This is a genomic window from Bradyrhizobium sp. USDA 4516 (assembly GCF_054055915.1).
This window is the reverse complement of sequence record NZ_JBSRXT010000001.1, coordinates 6,663,930-6,678,966: the sequence shown is the minus strand read 5'-3', so window position 1 is coordinate 6,678,966 and position 15,037 is coordinate 6,663,930. Positions and strand designations below refer to the sequence as shown.

Annotated in this window: 16 protein-coding genes and 1 pseudogene; 7 read left to right on the top strand and 10 right to left on the bottom strand. The window is 62.6% G+C overall.

Features of this window, described 5'->3' with window-relative positions:
* Positions 1–11 precede the first annotated feature (11 nt).
* The 5 genes from ACVI1L_RS30390 (at position 12) to ACVI1L_RS30370 (ending at position 4,308) form a co-directional block, all read left to right on the top strand.
* Complete coding sequence (locus ACVI1L_RS30390) at positions 12–782, top strand: enoyl-CoA hydratase/isomerase family protein (RefSeq protein ID WP_063790085.1); 771 nt, start codon at positions 12–14, stop codon at positions 780–782.
* A gap of 93 nt (positions 783–875) precedes the next feature.
* Entirely contained in the window at positions 876–2,078 is a 1,203-nt protein-coding gene (locus ACVI1L_RS30385; RefSeq protein ID WP_456784564.1) for an ABC transporter substrate-binding protein, read from the top strand.
* 108 nt (positions 2,079–2,186) lie between these two features.
* Positions 2,187–2,981, top strand: coding sequence for an enoyl-CoA hydratase/isomerase family protein (locus tag ACVI1L_RS30380; RefSeq protein ID WP_456784563.1), 795 nt, complete (start codon positions 2,187–2,189; stop codon positions 2,979–2,981).
* Positions 2,982–2,985: 4 nt separating this feature from the next.
* Positions 2,986–3,804 carry an SDR family oxidoreductase gene (locus tag ACVI1L_RS30375; RefSeq protein ID WP_225648249.1) on the top strand — a complete coding sequence of 273 codons (819 nt, stop codon included), beginning with the start codon at positions 2,986–2,988 and terminating at the stop codon, positions 3,802–3,804.
* Positions 3,805–3,888: 84 nt separating this feature from the next.
* Positions 3,889–4,308, top strand: coding sequence for a DUF2000 domain-containing protein (locus tag ACVI1L_RS30370; protein WP_057017218.1), 420 nt, complete (start codon positions 3,889–3,891; stop codon positions 4,306–4,308).
* Positions 4,309–4,517: 209 nt separating this feature from the next.
* Here the strand turns inward: ACVI1L_RS30370 and ACVI1L_RS30365 are convergent, their stop codons facing one another.
* A complete protein-coding gene (locus ACVI1L_RS30365; protein WP_456784562.1) occupies positions 4,518–5,312 on the bottom strand; it encodes an enoyl-CoA hydratase/isomerase family protein in 795 nt (264 codons plus the stop codon).
* Between the two features lie 189 nt (positions 5,313–5,501).
* Here ACVI1L_RS30365 and ACVI1L_RS30360 point away from each other — a divergent pair, with 189 nt between their 5' ends.
* Positions 5,502–6,011: a ParB N-terminal domain-containing protein gene (locus ACVI1L_RS30360; RefSeq protein ID WP_456784561.1), complete on the top strand. Its 510-nt coding sequence runs from the start codon at positions 5,502–5,504 to the stop codon at positions 6,009–6,011.
* Positions 6,012–6,230: 219 nt separating this feature from the next.
* Here the strand turns inward: ACVI1L_RS30360 and ACVI1L_RS30355 are convergent, their stop codons facing one another.
* From ACVI1L_RS30355 to ACVI1L_RS30320, 8 genes and pseudogenes are all read right to left on the bottom strand, one after another.
* On the bottom strand, positions 6,231–6,632 hold the full coding sequence (locus ACVI1L_RS30355; protein ID WP_225648246.1) for a Zn-ribbon domain-containing OB-fold protein: 402 nt from the start codon (positions 6,630–6,632) through the stop codon (positions 6,231–6,233).
* Positions 6,633–6,715: 83 nt separating this feature from the next.
* The gene (locus ACVI1L_RS30350) at positions 6,716–7,912 is read right to left on the bottom strand and encodes a thiolase C-terminal domain-containing protein (protein WP_456784560.1); all 1,197 of its coding nucleotides are present in this window, start codon (positions 7,910–7,912) and stop codon (positions 6,716–6,718) included.
* The gene (locus tag ACVI1L_RS30345) at positions 7,909–8,427 is read right to left on the bottom strand and encodes a CoA transferase (RefSeq protein WP_456784559.1); all 519 of its coding nucleotides are present in this window, start codon (positions 8,425–8,427) and stop codon (positions 7,909–7,911) included. The genes ACVI1L_RS30350 and ACVI1L_RS30345 overlap by 4 nt, the downstream gene beginning before the upstream one ends.
* Positions 8,428–8,497: 70 nt before the next feature.
* Positions 8,498–9,070, bottom strand: a pseudogene (locus ACVI1L_RS30340) (CaiB/BaiF CoA transferase family protein); the annotation flags it as partial.
* A 176-nt stretch (positions 9,071–9,246) separates the two neighbouring features.
* Positions 9,247–10,470: an ABC transporter substrate-binding protein gene (locus tag ACVI1L_RS30335; RefSeq protein WP_168858314.1), complete on the bottom strand. Its 1,224-nt coding sequence runs from the start codon at positions 10,468–10,470 to the stop codon at positions 9,247–9,249.
* A 27-nt stretch (positions 10,471–10,497) separates the two neighbouring features.
* On the bottom strand, positions 10,498–11,427 hold the full coding sequence (locus ACVI1L_RS30330) for a PDR/VanB family oxidoreductase (protein WP_456784558.1): 930 nt from the start codon (positions 11,425–11,427) through the stop codon (positions 10,498–10,500).
* 32 nt (positions 11,428–11,459) lie between these two features.
* Positions 11,460–12,779 carry a Rieske 2Fe-2S domain-containing protein gene (locus ACVI1L_RS30325; protein WP_057017212.1) on the bottom strand — a complete coding sequence of 440 codons (1,320 nt, stop codon included), beginning with the start codon at positions 12,777–12,779 and terminating at the stop codon, positions 11,460–11,462.
* 13 nt (positions 12,780–12,792) lie between these two features.
* A complete protein-coding gene (locus ACVI1L_RS30320) occupies positions 12,793–13,119 on the bottom strand; it encodes a hypothetical protein (RefSeq protein ID WP_168858313.1) in 327 nt (108 codons plus the stop codon).
* A gap of 206 nt (positions 13,120–13,325) precedes the next feature.
* Between ACVI1L_RS30320 and ACVI1L_RS30315 the strand changes: the two genes are divergently transcribed.
* Positions 13,326–13,820, top strand: a complete 495-nt coding sequence (locus ACVI1L_RS30315; RefSeq protein ID WP_057017211.1) for a MarR family winged helix-turn-helix transcriptional regulator — start codon at positions 13,326–13,328, stop codon at positions 13,818–13,820.
* A gap of 21 nt (positions 13,821–13,841) precedes the next feature.
* Here ACVI1L_RS30315 and ACVI1L_RS30310 read toward each other — a convergent pair whose 3' ends face one another.
* Positions 13,842–15,035, bottom strand: coding sequence for a CaiB/BaiF CoA transferase family protein (locus ACVI1L_RS30310; RefSeq protein WP_057017210.1), 1,194 nt, complete (start codon positions 15,033–15,035; stop codon positions 13,842–13,844).
* Between the last annotated feature and the right edge of the window lie 2 nt (positions 15,036–15,037).

Genomic DNA, 15,037 nt, shown 5'->3' with positions numbered 1-15,037 from the left:
CAGGAACGCACATGTTACGATTGGGAAGTGTAAATTATGATGTTCAGGGCAACATCGCGATCCTGACGCTCGACGAACCCAACAAGCTGAACGCACTGACCAGCGGCATTCGCATGGGCATCCGTGAAGGACTACAGCGGGCCGACCAGGACGATGCAGTGCGTGTCAGCGTCATCACCGGCGCCGGTGGCAAGGCATTCTGCGCTGGCGCCGATATCGGCACCTTCGAATTCGATCCGGAGAAAGCGCGCGCGTTCTTCATCGACGCCATGGAGGTCCTGAGCGCTCCCGAACGGGCCCTCAAGCCGGTGATCGCCGCGGTCAACGGAATAGCCTATGGCGGTGGATTTGAGCTCGCCATTGCATCCGACTTCATCCTGGCGGCCGAGAGCGCTCGCTTTGCCGTACCCGAGATCAAGCTCGGGCTGCTGCCCGGCTTCGCTATCGTTCGGCTTCAGGACATCGTCGGGCGCGCAAAAGCCAAGGAAATGAGCATCCTCGGCGAGCCTGTCGACGCCGCGGAAGCAAGTCGTCTTGGGCTCGTGTCGCGCGTCGTTCCCGACGAACGCCTTCTCGCCGACGCAATCGCGTTCGCGCAACGCATCGCCTCACAGCCTCGCCTTGCCGTGCAGATGGCCAAGTCCTTTTACAATCGCGGTCTTGGCGGCAACGAGATGCGCCATGCGATCGATGGGTTTCCGTTCCTGCTGATGCACGCCGATGCACGCGAAGGCATCGATGCATTCCGGGAAAAGCGCGAGCCGCGATTCGATAAGACGTAGCTGTAACGGCTGCGTTCGGCCCGACCACATCGTCGCGCAGACATCTGGGCGGCCGACCATTCCACTGTACGATAAAAAAATGAGGGAGAACACGTGAAGAGGAATTTCCTGGCCCTGGCCATCCTGGTTGCGACAGCGTCGACCGCCTCCGCCCAAATCTCGAATGACGTGGTCCGGATTGGCGTGCTGACCGACCTGTCAAGCTGGGGACGCGACAACAGCGGTCCCGGCTCGGTCGAGGCAGCAAAAATGGCCGTTGAGGAATTCGGCCCGACAGTACTCGGAAAGCCGATCGAAATCGTCAGCGCCGACCACCAGATGAAGACCGACGTCGGCCTGCAGATCGTTCGCGACTGGTTCGACAACGGCAAGGTCGACGCGGTAGCGGACATTCCGAACTCGGGTATTGCGATCGCCGTTCACAACATGGTGCGGGAGCGCAACAAGATCGCGCTGCTGTCCGGCCCGGGCGCGAGCTCCCTGACCGACGAATTGTGCAGCCCCAACACCGTACATTTTTCTTACGATACCTACGCGCTGTCCAAAGTGACGGCGTCGGCTGTCATCAAGGAGGGTGGCAAGTCCTGGTTCTTTGTCACCGCCGACTACGCGTTCGGCCAGCAACTTGAGAAAGACGCGACGCGCTTCATCAAGGAGCTGGACGGCAAGGTCCTCGGCAACGTGCGGCATCCGACCAACACCGCCGACTTCTCGTCATTTGTACTGCAGGCGCAAAACTCCAAGGCGGATGTTGTGGCCTTTGCCAATGCCGGCCAGGACACCGACAACGCCATCAAGCAATCCGGTGAATTCGGCCTGGTTCAGGCCGGCCAGAAGCTTGTTGGCCTGCTGATGTTCGATACCGACGTGCACGCTGTCGGCCTGCAGGCCGCACAAGGCACTTACATGACGACGGCCTCCTATTGGAACATGGATGACAAGACCCGCGCCTGGTCAAAGAGGTTCTTCGCCCGGACCAACGTCATGCCGACCATGATTCACACCGGCGTCTACGGCTCCGTGCTGCACTATCTCAAGGCGATCAAGGCCGCCGGAACAGATGATCCCGCCGCGGTCATGGCCAAGATGCGCGAACTTCCGGTCGAGGACACATTCGTACATGGCGCCAGGCTGCGCGAGGACGGGCGGGTGATCCGTGACATGTACCTGGCGCGCGTAAGGAAGCCATCAGATTCCAAGGAGCCGTGGGACTATCTCGAGATCGTCAAGACAATCCGGGGTGAAGACGCCTATCGGCCTGTCAGCGAATCGAAGTGCGCGCTTCTCAAGCAGTGAAACGACCTGATCGGCGCAAAGAGCGAGCGAAGGCCACTGCTTGGCCGGGCGGATTTTGGGAAACAAGTAAGGCAAATCATTGCCGAACATCAGAAGGACGATCAGTTCGTGACCACAGCACCATCTCCAATCGAACTCGTCGTTGCCGACAGGATCGGGACGATTTGGCTGAACCGGCCGGAGCGAGGCAATGGGGTCGAGCTCGGGCTGGCGACTGCGCTCAGGGCAGCTGCCTTCGACCTCGAAGGTGACGCCAGCGTCAAGGTTATCGTCATCCGAGGCCGCGGAGCAAATTTCTCGGTCGGCGGAGACCTACGAGCTTTCTCCACTGCCGGCGCCACCTTCCCGCGGCTTGCAATGGACATCATCACTGCTTTCCACGACGCACTCGTTTCACTGAGACGCTCAGGAAAGCCGGCTATCGCCGCGGTGCACGGGGCTTGCGCCGGCGGAGCAATGTCCCTGGCGTTGGCCTGTGATTTCGTTCTAGCCGCCGACACGGCGCATTTTTCAGTGGCCTACCGGCGGCTGGGCGTTCCCGCCGATGGCGGCATGAGTCACTCGCTGACGCGCCTCGCGGGGCCAAGACGAGCGCTGGAGTTGATGCTCCTCTCTGACCGCATAAGCGCAAGCGAGGCACTGTCGCGCGGATTGATCACGAGAGTATGTGCAGAGCAGGAGCTCGAGGCCGAGCTGACCCGAATGGCGCGGGCGCTAGCCGATAACTCGCCCGCCGCAAGCCGTGCGGTGAAAGCCCTGGTCTGGAGCGCCGATACCGCAACGTTCGACGAACAACTGTCGGCCGAGCTAGCTTCATTCGTCGACTGCGCCTCCTCGGCGGACTTTCGCGAGGGCATGAAGGCGTTCAACGATAGGCGGCCGCCGATATTCGCAGGAGAGTGAGAAAATGGGATCCCTGGACGGTAAGGTCGTTTTCATTACAGGCGCGAGCCGCGGCATAGGCCGGGAGATTGCGCTCAAATTCGCATCGGAAGGAGCGCGAGTTGCGCTCGCGGCCAAATCGAGCGAGCCCCATCCAACTCTTCCCGGAACTATCCATACAGTGGCCGAGGACATTCGTAAGCTCGGTACCGCCGCCCTTCCCCTCCGTGTCGATGTACGCGACGCCGATGCGCTCGCAAACGCCATCGAAAGGACGGTTCAGGAATTCGGCGGGTTGGACATCCTCGTGAACAATGCCAGCGCCATCAGTCCGACCGGCCTGCTCGATACTCCGGCCAAAAAGTTCGATTTGCTGAGTGCGGTGAACGGCAGGGCGACCTACATCTGTGCCTATCATGCTGTACCGCACCTGAAGCGGTCGTCAAATCCCCACGTTCTCACGTTGTCACCGCCACTGCCGAAGTCGGCAATCTGGCTCGGCAAGTATCCGGCGTACGCCACCTCGAAGTACAGCATGACGATGTACACTCTGGCGCTGGCCGAGGAATTTCGATCGTTTGGAATTGCCGCTAATGCTCTTTGGCCAAAGACCATGATTGCGACCGACGCCGTGCGTGTGCACTACCAGTCGGATTATCGCCGCAGCCGCTCGCCTTCAATCATGGCCGATGCGGCACACTTCATCGTTACGCAAGACAGTCGCGCATTTTCGGGCAAGACCTTGATCGACGAGGAGGTTTTGCGTGCGCGGGGTGTCGACGACCTGTCGGTCTATGCAATAGATCCTGCCAGCCAGCTAGCGCCAGACATCTTGATCGAATGACTGCAGCAACGATCAGGGAAAGCTTCCCGGCGGGGAAGCATCGAGGTGTACTGGGACTTACCCGGCTGCAGGAATGGTTTCCGAATGAATACCGCCAGCGCGCGCATCGCCATTGTTGTGAATCCAGCCTTGCCGCTTGGGTTGATTGCGAACACAGTTGCGGCCTTGAGCATCGGTATCGGCGCCGCAGAGCCGGACCTCGGAGGAAACCTCTTGACCGACGGTAACGGGCTCACCGTCTGGACCAGTGCAAACCGTCCGGTACCAATTCTGCAAGCCACGCCCGAAGCGCTGTCCGTACTGCTGACGCGCGCGCAGCCATTGGCGAGCGGCGCCGTTTTGGTCCCCTTTCCTCAATTCGCCAGGGGACTCCACCGCTTTGAGGACTATCTCGCCGAATTTCCGCTGCGCGCGCTCTCGAACGAGACGATTGACGGCTTGGGCTTCTACGGGCCCGAGAAATGGGTTCGGTCGCTGACCGGCAATTTGAAGCTCTTGCGCTGAAGATAACGCCCCGTCGTGAACCTGAGGACTGACCTCATCATGAGCATGGTCGTGTACCCTTACGCCATGGCGCCATCCCCGCTCAAGCATAGCTGCTAGGTGCTCTCGTTGGGAGATTAAGACTTTCAGCCCTCGTGAGCCACGTTTCAAGCTCACCGGGAAGCCCTCGCGTGCGAGCGTCCGGCTACCTCAAGGGGAGCCGTGTGACATTAGAGCTTCTGGATTTCGGCTGGTGGTCGGCCGGCCCGCAGGCCTTCCCGAGCCGAAGCTGTCCTCATCACGGTGGAAAAGCTTTTGCGCTCGTCGGCCAGGCCTTCGGCCAACGGACGGTCGAGAGCTGACCGGGTAAGGCGCTTGGCAAAGGCCAGGCCTTCGGCACTTCGGCCCGATAGCTCAGCGCCGATCTCAAGGGAACGCGCGAGCGGGTCGGCGACGACCTCATGCACAATTCCGATTTCGTGCGCGCGCTGTCCCGTCACTGTCAGGCCACGAAGGATCATCTCGAGCGCCCTGGCCTCTCCAACGATCCTGGGCAAACGCTGTGTACCGCCACCACCCGGAAAGATGCCGATGCGCGTTTCCGGAAGCCCGATCGCCGTACCACTGCTCCCGGCGATGCGCAGGTCGCAGGCCAGCGAAAGCTCGAAGCCTCCTCCCATGCACAGGCCATTGATAGCCGCAATGACCGGCTTGTCGACCGCTGCAATCGCATCCGTCAGCGCGTGGAAACCAGGTGGCCGAGGACCAGGCGACGACGCGGCGCGAGACGCTCCGCGCTCAATCGCATCAGCGGCCTCGGAGAGTTCCGCAACGTCGTAGTGACGGATGAAGATGCCAGGTAGCCCCCCTGTAATGACAATGACCCGGACCGATGGGGCCATCCCTGCAGCGGCTACCGCATCGAACATCTCAGCCGCCCCGACGGCCGTCATGGTGCCGAATGGGGCGTTAGCATAGGTGATGACACGGATCGCGTCGTGATCCTGGATGGAAACAAGGCGCATAGCCTACTCTCACTGCAACCGCTCGCCGGACAATCACGCGTTGGCGCTGCACCGCTCAGAATGCGCCCGGCTCCCGCACCGATCAAGCCTCGGCGCGCTAAGATTGCCATTGCAGCCGCGCGGTTCATTCTTAATATCCTGCCTCCCCGGCATACGTTTCGGACGGGCCTGTACAGCGGAGTAGACGTTATGCCCAAGCCGGAAAGCTTCCCAATCGAGAAGATCTACGTTCCCGTGAAAAGAAGGAAGGCAATCAAGCCTCAAGTCGTCGAGGAGATCGCTGGAAGCATTCTGGAAATCGGACAACAAACCCCCATTCTCGTCAGGCCCGACGAAGACCGCTTCGTTCTGGTCGAGGGACTACAGCGGCTCGAAGCTTGCAAGGCGCTTGGAGAGACGACGGTTGTGGGCATCGTGGTCTCGACGGAGGATGCTCAGCAAAGGACGCTCTTGTCCGAGGGACCCGAAGCAGATGCGGAACGCGACAAGATGGCGCGATTGAAAAAGCTGCGTCTTGAGAAGGAAGCTGCAGAAAGTTCGAGTGCTGCCTTGAACCGGACGGATAAGCAGCGAGCCCGCTCGGCAAGGGGCGCGGGCGAGAACCCGAGAACATCGCCAAGCCGGACCTCAGCGCCGACGCCGAAAAAGACGTTGTCGGATTGGATCGCCCAGCAGAAGCGCGACGGTGGCCGTTATTGATTGCCCGCCTTCGGTCCTGCATCCAACGTCATCTAGCTGGCGATGGATTTTTCTTGATCTCTCGCTGCTCAAGCGATCTTCTAAGTCACAGCAATACTTGAACTTTCGCCCCATCCATCCTGCGTTCGTTTGAGCCAGCTTAAGCCAAGAGAAATAACGTCGACACACCGGGTCCGGCTCGTCTGCGTCTGGATTATTCTTGCCAATCCACAAAACTTGTTAGCCGGTCGAGTGACCGTCCACCCGGTCAGCGCCTTGCTTCAGCCGCCATTGCAGCAACGAAAAGGATGGATCGGACTCCGGGTGATGTTCGAAGACTCCTCCAACCTCAGTTCCGATGACCACGGTCTGGCGCGGATCGCCCAGCAGATTACCCACCATGCGCACGCCACCGGCGTGTGGCAGCTCGACGAGCAGCGCGAGATACGGGCCGTGCTGCTTTAGCGCCGGGTGTGACGGATGCCACACGCGTTCCCAACTGTAGATGCGGCCGGTCGGCTCGACGTCCGTCCACCTAAGGTCAAAGGAATGACAATTGTGGCAAATCCATTCAGGCCCGAACTGCCAGGAACGGCAGCGGGCGCAGCGTTGCACCAGCAGGCGGTTTTCCCGCAGGCCCATCCAATACGGTGCCGAAAGCCCATCTGGGTCACTGACCGGAATGGGCAACCCGGCAGGAAGACAGTGCGCACGTGAAGACCCACTCATAGCGTCGCCTCTGAACCCAGAATGAGGTTGCTGGCCGGCGTCACCATCGGGCCGCCGATCACCAGCGCCACATCATTTCGTCGAGCCTGGCTCGCCGACGCGCCACGCACCTGGCGAACCGCTTCCAACACCAGCTCAAAGCCGTGCATGTAGCATTCGGCAAGGTTGCCGCCACTGGTGTTGAGCGGGAGCTTCCCGGATGGAGCGATCAAATTGTCGAAAGTCAGGAAGTCGTTGGCCTTCTCGGGCCTGAAGAAGCCGTGCTCCGCCAGCGCCATCACGACACCGCCGGTGAAGTTCTCGTACGCCTGGACCACACCGACATCTGACGGCCCTACCCCGGCCATGCGGTACAGATCGGGCGCGACGGTGCCGAAGTTCGCGGTGGCGTAGAGCGGCGCATTGTGCGCCGTTGCCGCCGCACGATGCCCGGATCCGAAGGCCGCACCGAGCAGATAGGCCGGCTTGTGCCGGAAGTCGCTGGCGCGCTCTGCCGACACCAGCACCAATGCCGCTGCGCCGTCATTTTCCATGCAGCAATCGTAAAGATGGAAGGGTTCCACGATCCAGCGCGAGGCATCGTACTTCTCGATATCCAGCGGCTTGCCTCGCATCACCGCGCGCGGGTTGGCCTGGGCATGATGATAGGAGGCGAGCGCAATCGCGCGCAAAGCCTCCTGTCGCACGCCATGCTCGTGCATGTAGCGTTGCACCCGCATGGCAAAGCGCTGCGGGGGAGCCAGCACCCCATAGGGCATCAGATAGGACCGTTCGCCCGAAACGGTGTGAATCCCGGCTGCCTGTCCGAAACGGCCATATTGGCCCTGCGCCAATGAGCGGAACACCACGACACAATCGGCAAGGCCCGCGACGATCGAGGCGGCCGCGTTGGCAACCGCCGCGCCGCAACCGCCGCCGCCTCCGCCCCATTGCATGGTCGCGGAGCGCAGTCGATGCGTACCCAGCGCCGCAGCCAGCCGTGACGCCTCGCTGCGATCGTCGCTGTAGGACGAGAAGCCATCGATCTCGCGGGGATCGAGCCCGGCATCCTCGCAAGCCGCCAGGATCGCCTTCAACGCGAGCTTCAATTCCGGATCGGGAGAAGCGCCATGACGATAATATTCGGTTTCGCCGATCCCGATCACGGCCACACGGCCCCGCAGCGTCCGCTCGTCTCGCGCGCGCCCGGTCACGGTTTGGCATCCTGTCGCGAAGCCTCGCTGCCGAAGGCTCCGCCTCCGGCAAGGCGCGCGATCTCCGTCTTGTCGTAGCCGAGCAACTCAAGCAGCACGTTCTCGGTGTGCTGCCCAACTGCCGGTGCCGCAACGGGATCCACGATCGGTGTCCGCGAATACCGGATCGGCAGGTTCACGTTCGGCACCCACCCCACCGTCTCATGCGGGATCCGGGTGACGATCCCGCGCTCCCTCGCCTCGGGCGAACGGATCGCCTCGCCGACGGTGCGCAGCTGGCCGCAGGGCACGCCGGCCGCCCGCATCCGCGACTGCCAGTGCGACCAGGGCTGCCGGGCAAAGGCATCGCCGAGGATCGCGAACAACTCCTCGCGCCGGCGGATTCGATCGGGGCCGGTTGCATAGATTTCGGCCCCCGCGAGATCCTCGCGCTCGAGAACCTGCGCCGTCAGGCGCTGGAAGATCTTGTCGTTGCCGCAGTTGATATAGAAGGAGCAATCGCTGGCCTGGAACACACCCCGACGGACACGTGTCCGGGCTGGTGTTGCCGCTTCGCCTCGGATCGACACCGCTAAAGAGCGACTGCGTGGTCGCGTAGCCGGTCATCAGGACGGCGTTCTCGAACAATGACACCTCGATGGCCTGGCCGTGCCCGCTGCGCTCGCGCGCCAACAGGGCGCCAAGGATCGCATTGCTGGCCATCATCGCAGTGCTGATGTCCATCACCGGCGACAAAGCCCGCACGCCTTCGCGGTCGGCATAGCCGTTCATCGACACGAAGCCGCTCTCGACCTGCGCGATCGGATCAAAGCCAAGCCGGTCCGAAAATGCCCCGTCGCGGCCATAGGCCGACACGGAGCAGTAGATGATCTCGGGTTTGATCTTGCGGCAGCTCTCGTAGTCGAGCCCCAGCCGCGCCATCACGCTCGCGGAAAAATTCTCGACAAGGACGTCCGCCGTCGCGATCAGCTCGCGCGCGATCTTCAGGCCCTCCAGGGATTTGAGATCGAGGGCGACGCTGCGCTTGTTCCGGTTGGTCCACAGGAACGGCGCGCCGTGCCTGAGATCGGGATGCACCGGGGGATAACGGCGCAGATCGTCGCCGCGGCCCGGCGCTTCGATCTTGATCACCTCGGCCCCCATGTCGGCGAGGATCATGGTGGCAAACGGCCCTGCGATGAAATGCGAGAAATCGATCACCCGGATCCCCTCGAGCGCTCTTGGCGCGCCGGCGGGACGAGGCGTGTGCTCGGGGAAGTCGGCTTCAAGCTGATCCAGCATCGGGATATCCGTCAATTTGAGCAGTGTTGATCCAAGGATCGCGGCCGTCGTCGTCAATTGCTCTTCGGCGGGTCGACGAGCGAGCAACCGCCCTGGTCGAGCGGCCGGAAGGCTTCCGGCCCGGACAGCGCGCCGACCTGCTCCAGCAGGTCCCACTTGCTCTTCGAGGCACCCGGGCTCTTCACCTTGAAGATGTACATGTTGTGGATGGCGCGGCCGTCCGCGCGAACCACGACCGGCCCGAACAAGGCGTCGTCGATCGGCTTCTCCTTCAGCTTCTGAACGACCGCCGGCGCGTCATTGGTTCCCGCCGCCAGCGCCGCGTTCAGATAGGCCAGCACGGAGGAATAGACGCCGGCGTGGAAGGCGGTCGGCGACTGCCCATGCTGCCGCTCGCCGAATTTGGCCGACCAGGCACGGCTGGCATCGTCGAGGTCCCAGTAGAACGGCTGCGTGATGATCAGCCCCTCCCCGACCGCAAGCCCGCTAGACTCGACATCGTTGGTGGTGGTCAATAGCGCGGCAAAGGTGCGCCCGCTCTGCTTCAGCCCGAACTCGGCGGATTGCTTGATCAGGCTGACGGTGTCGCCACCGGCGGTCGCGAACGCGATCACGTCCGCGCCGGACCCTTCGGCCTGCAGGATGAACGAGGCGTAGTCCGCATTGTTGATGGGTACATTGACCGATCCGAGAACGGTCCCGCCACCGGCACCGATCACCGCCGTCCCGTCGCGCACCATCGATTTGCCGAGCGCATTGTCGGTGGCGATGAAGTACCATTTCTTGCCGCCGTGATGCACGAGATAGGCGCCGATGGTGTGAGAGGCCGCCCAGGTATCGAAGGTCCACTGAATCGTATTGGGTGAGCAGTATTTCCCGGTCAGGTCGGACGACGCCGCGCTCGATGCGATCAGCGCCGCTTTGGTGCCGCGCATGACCTCGTTGACCGCCAGCCCAACGGCCGAGTTCGGCACGTCGGCGACCGCATCGACCTTCTCCTGATCGATCCAGCGGCGCGCGATGGCGGCGCCGACATCAGCCTTGTTCTGGTGATCCGCCGAGACGATCTCGACCTTGAAATCCGGATGAAGCCGCATGAAGTCCTCGGCCGCCATTTTGGCCGCTGTCACAGAACCTTCGCCGGCATTGTCCGAGTAAGGGCCGGACGCGTCGTTGAGCACGCCGATCTTCAGAGACCGCGCGGCGACCGCCGTCGCCGGCGAACCGGCACAAAAGGCCAGGAGAGCTATTCCGGCTATCTGCGAAAGATACTTCATTGTTTCCACCCGTCGTATGTTGTTGTGTTAGAGATCGAGCACAAGCGTCCGGGACTTGGCGCCCGAGCAGCAGATCATGACGCTCTTGTTCGCCGCCTGCTCTTCGTTGCTCAGGAACTGGTCGCGATGGTCGGGTATGCCCTGGAGCACGCGCGTCTCGCAGGTGCCGCAGACACCTTCGGTACAGGCATAGTTCGCGGCAATGCCGGCATCCAGCAACGCATCGAGGATCGTCTTGCCGGGCTCGACTGCAATCGTGCGGTTGCTTCGCGCCAGCCTGACGTCGAAACCGCCCTCAGTGGCCGGCGCTTCGCGTGCCTGGAAATACTCCACGTGCACGTGATCGGCCGGGCGACCGGCAGTCGCCGCCTTGAGCGCCTCGAGCATGGGCACCGGACCGCAACAGTAGAGATGCGCGCGAGGCGGAGCGTTCCTGACGAGCGCCGGGAGATCGAACACCCGCCCCGATCGCTCGTCGTCGAAATCAAGATGTACCCTCGATCGATACGTGCCGAGTTCGTCGAGGAATGCGGCAGCGGCGCGCGTCCTCGCGGCATAGAACAGCTCCCAGTGACGTCCAAGCGCCTCAAGCCGTCGGATCATCGACAGCAGCGGCGTGATGCCGATGCCCCCGGCGATCAGGACAGAATGGTCGGCTTCCTCACGGAGCGCGAAGTTATTCCGCGGCTCGGAGATCCTTATGATGTTCCCGACCCTGACGGTGTCGTGGACAAAGCTGGACCCACCCCGGCTCTCGCCATCCCTGTTCACCGCGATGACATACCGGTGCCGCTCGCATTGGTCGTTTACCAGCGAATAGCTGCGGATCATGCCGTTCGGCAGATGCAGGTCGATGTGGCTCCCGGCCGTGAACGGCGTCAGTTCGCCGCCCGTCGGGGCAATCAGCTCATACGAATTGATCCGCTCGGCCTCATATCCGATGCGCTTGACCAGCACCTCCAGCGTACCAGCCGTGTGTTTGAATGCGCTCACAGCTCGTACCCGAAATCGGCGCCAAGCTTCGCGCGCATGAACGGCGCGCCGACGTCAACCCACGAATCCTCCGGCGGCAACCGCAGCGAGACCGCTCGCACCATGAACACGTCCGGGTCCAAGACTCCTTTGGGCTTGATCGCGTGATCGCGATAGGCGCCAAGCGCTTCAAGAATGAAACGTCGCGTCATCGCGATGCCGGTATCACTTGAGCAGAGCGTCTCCTTGGTGCGATCAAAGATCGGCGAGACGCCGCTTTGGCAGGCGCCGTCCTGCACCCAGAGCCCCGGCAGGCCCGAGAACCAGGTGGTCCGCTGCGCCTCGTAGTCGAACTGAAAGCCGTTCTGCGGATTGTATTTCGTCCAGTAGCCTGCGTATGGGACCGTCACCGGGTGCTGGACGAGCGCGTGGCGGCTGGCATGACCGCTCTCGCGGCCCTTGTGTCCTTCGGCGAAGACCTGCCGGGTTTTCTCCAGCAGCGGCTCCGATGGATGATAGGAAAACATGATGCAGAGCGTGTTCTCGTCATCGATCGGGACCCAGGCGTGCCCGCTCAAATCCGGGAACGGAGACAGCGGAGGCACCAGCGTATAGAACGGCAGCAGGAACTGGTTGACCCGCCAGTACAGCGTGTTGGCATCGTAATTGCGCCGCGCGGCGATGCTCATGCCGAAATCCTGCTTAATGCATTCGAAGGTCGGGCGCAGGTCGCGCTTCTGGATCCAGGCGCTCGTCGTGCCCTGCGCATCCAGTCGTCCATGAAGCAGCGGCGCGTGCGCTGAATCGATCTCACCCTCGACCGCCTGCAGCCAATTGCACTCCTGGACGCGAACCGAGATGTGCACCTGCTCGGCAGGCACCAGATTCCATTCGAGATTCGGCAGCGGCGGAAGCTCAGCCTGGTCGGGACCCATATAGGTCCAGATCATCCCGTTGCGCTCCTTGCAGGGATAGGCCTTGATCCGCACCCGCTCCTTGAGGCGACTGCGCACAGGCTCTGCCGGCATGTCAGTCACGGCGCCGGTGACGTCGAATTTCCAGCCGTGATAGACGCAGCGCAGCCCGCAATCCTCATTTCGCGCAAAGACCAGCGGCGCTCCGCGATGCGGGCAGGCCTGGTCGACCAGCCCGATGCGCCCCTCGGAATCGCGAAAGGCGACGAGATCCTCGCCCAGCAGCCGGATGCGCTTCGGCTGCCCGTCCGCGGCGAGATCAGCCGACGGCAGGAAAGGAATCCAGTACAGGCGGAAAAGTTCGCCGAGTGGCGTTCCCTTGCCGACCCTCACCAGCCGTTCATTGTCTTCGCGCGAGAGCATGGGGTCGCCTCCTTCAATTGCGTGTGGCCGGGCCTGCCGCGCCGCCGAGAAGCGCGGCGACACGGTCAGACAGTCCGAGATCCTGGGCGGTCCAGAGCGGATCGGATGCGGTGAGCGGCTGGCGTGGGATGGGAGGTTGCTTGCCCTGCTCCACCAGGCCGACAATCAATTCGATGCGCCGCCGCTCGAGCTCGCGCAGAGCGTCCTCGACGACGGCGGCTTCAGCCGTGCACCCCGGCAGCTCCGGATAGGCAAGGCGAACCCGCCACTGCCCCGGCTCGGTTTCGACTGCCTCCGCCTCAAGCAAATAGGGAATCGACAGCAGCTCACGCAGGTCCAAGTTTCAACCTCCCTGAACGACGTCTTCGCATCGCATTTGATACGTATACGTACTACATTTTCGGAAGGCTGACAAGAGCCGAGGGCGACCCTGTCTCCCTCAGAAGAGGCTGGTGACGTGGTTCGCCACAGGGTTGAGGACGATCAGCCAAGCTGCTAACGGCTAGGACGCAATTCGCAGAACGCAGCTGGGATCCAGACAACGGCATGGCAGCCGATAAAGGCAAGCAGACAACCTCGGCGGCAGACGTTGCACGCGACTGGCAGCTCGAGGGTGGTGTCGGATTCTTGTTGCGTCTGCTGGAGGCCCGCTACGATGGGCTCTATCAAAGCATGACGCGCCAGAGCGATATCACGCCGCGGCAGTTCGGTGTGCTGATGGCGCTGTATCAGTTAGGTCCTCTAACCCCCTCCGTGTTGGCCGAACGGATCAGCTGCGACCGCAACACGCTCAGCGAAATGCTGAAGCGCATGGTCGCGCGCAGACTGGTCTCGAAGAAAGACAATCCGGACGACCGCCGCTCGCTCCAGGTGCAGATCACGGCTAAAGGCGAGGAAGCGCTTCTCGCCGTCATTCCGGCCGCCGCCGAGCTGCAAAACATCATGCTGGCCCCCCTTCGCAAGGAGGACCGCGCGCATTTCCTGAAATGCCTGCTGGCGATCGCGAAGGCTCCGCCGCCGGACAGTCCGGCCGATACGTGAAATCGCCGGCGTCCAGCGGCCCTACGCCTGCACCTTCCCGAACGTGCCCGCAGCGGCGAGCGTCGCGATTGCGTCCGGCGACAGGCCCAGGATCCGCGACAGCACATCGTCCCGCTGCGCGCCGATCCCGGGAACTCGACGTCCCATCGGCGTATCGGCCCCGGACATCTGCCATGGCGCATTGACACCGATGAAGTCACCTGCCCCGTCCGAGACGGTCCCAAACACCCCACGTTGGCGCAAATGGGCATCGGTCAGCGCCGCGCCCGGCGTCCGGTACTCGGCGCAGGGAACACCGGCGCGATCCAGCGCCGCGATGCATTCAGCAACGGTGTGGCGTTCGGTCCATTTCTCGATCACCTGCATCATGGCGGTCCAATTGGCGCCGCGCGCTGGAATGGTCGAAAAGCGCGGATCGTTCACCAGCTCTTCCTGCCCGGTCACCTCGCACAGCGCCGCGAAATTACGCGGCGTGACCGGGGCGATCAGAATATCGCCATCGCGCGCGCGGACCGGCCCATAGGTCGGGCGCGGCGAACGGATCGGGAATTGCGCCTCCTGAAGCTCATAGACCAGCAGATTCATCATGCAGTCCATCAAGGCTACATCGACGCGCTGTCCTTTCCCGGTGCGCGTTCGCTGGACCATCGCGGTCTGGATCGCGGAATAGCCGAAGATGCCGCCGAGGATATCGGCGACAAAGATCGCGCCCGGCGCGGGACGCTCCCGGTCACCGGCATAACGCATCAGAGAGTGATCGAATCCGCTCTCGGCATGGACGATCATCGCATAAGCCGCGCGCTCGGCTGCTGGGCCTGACTGGCCATAACCCGAGATCGAGCAATAGATGAGGCGCGGGTTGATCTCGCAAAGCGTCTCGTAACCAAGACCAAGGCGGTCCATCACGCCAGGGCGGAAATTCTCGACGAGAATGTCCGCCTCCGCGACCATTCGATGTACGAGCCTGGTGGCGTCGGCATTCTTCAGGTCCAGCGCCAGGCTACGCTTGCCGGCATTGAGCTGGCCGAAATAGGTGCTGTGGCCTTCGCGCAGCGGCGTTCGCAACCGCATGTCATCGCCTTCCGGAGGCTCGATCTTGATGACCTCGGCGCCGACATCGGCGAGCAGCCGCGCGCAATACGGCCCCGCCACCATGATCGAGAAATCGAGCACGCGCACGCCGGTGAGCGGCGCCCTGTCGCCATCCTTCTGCATCC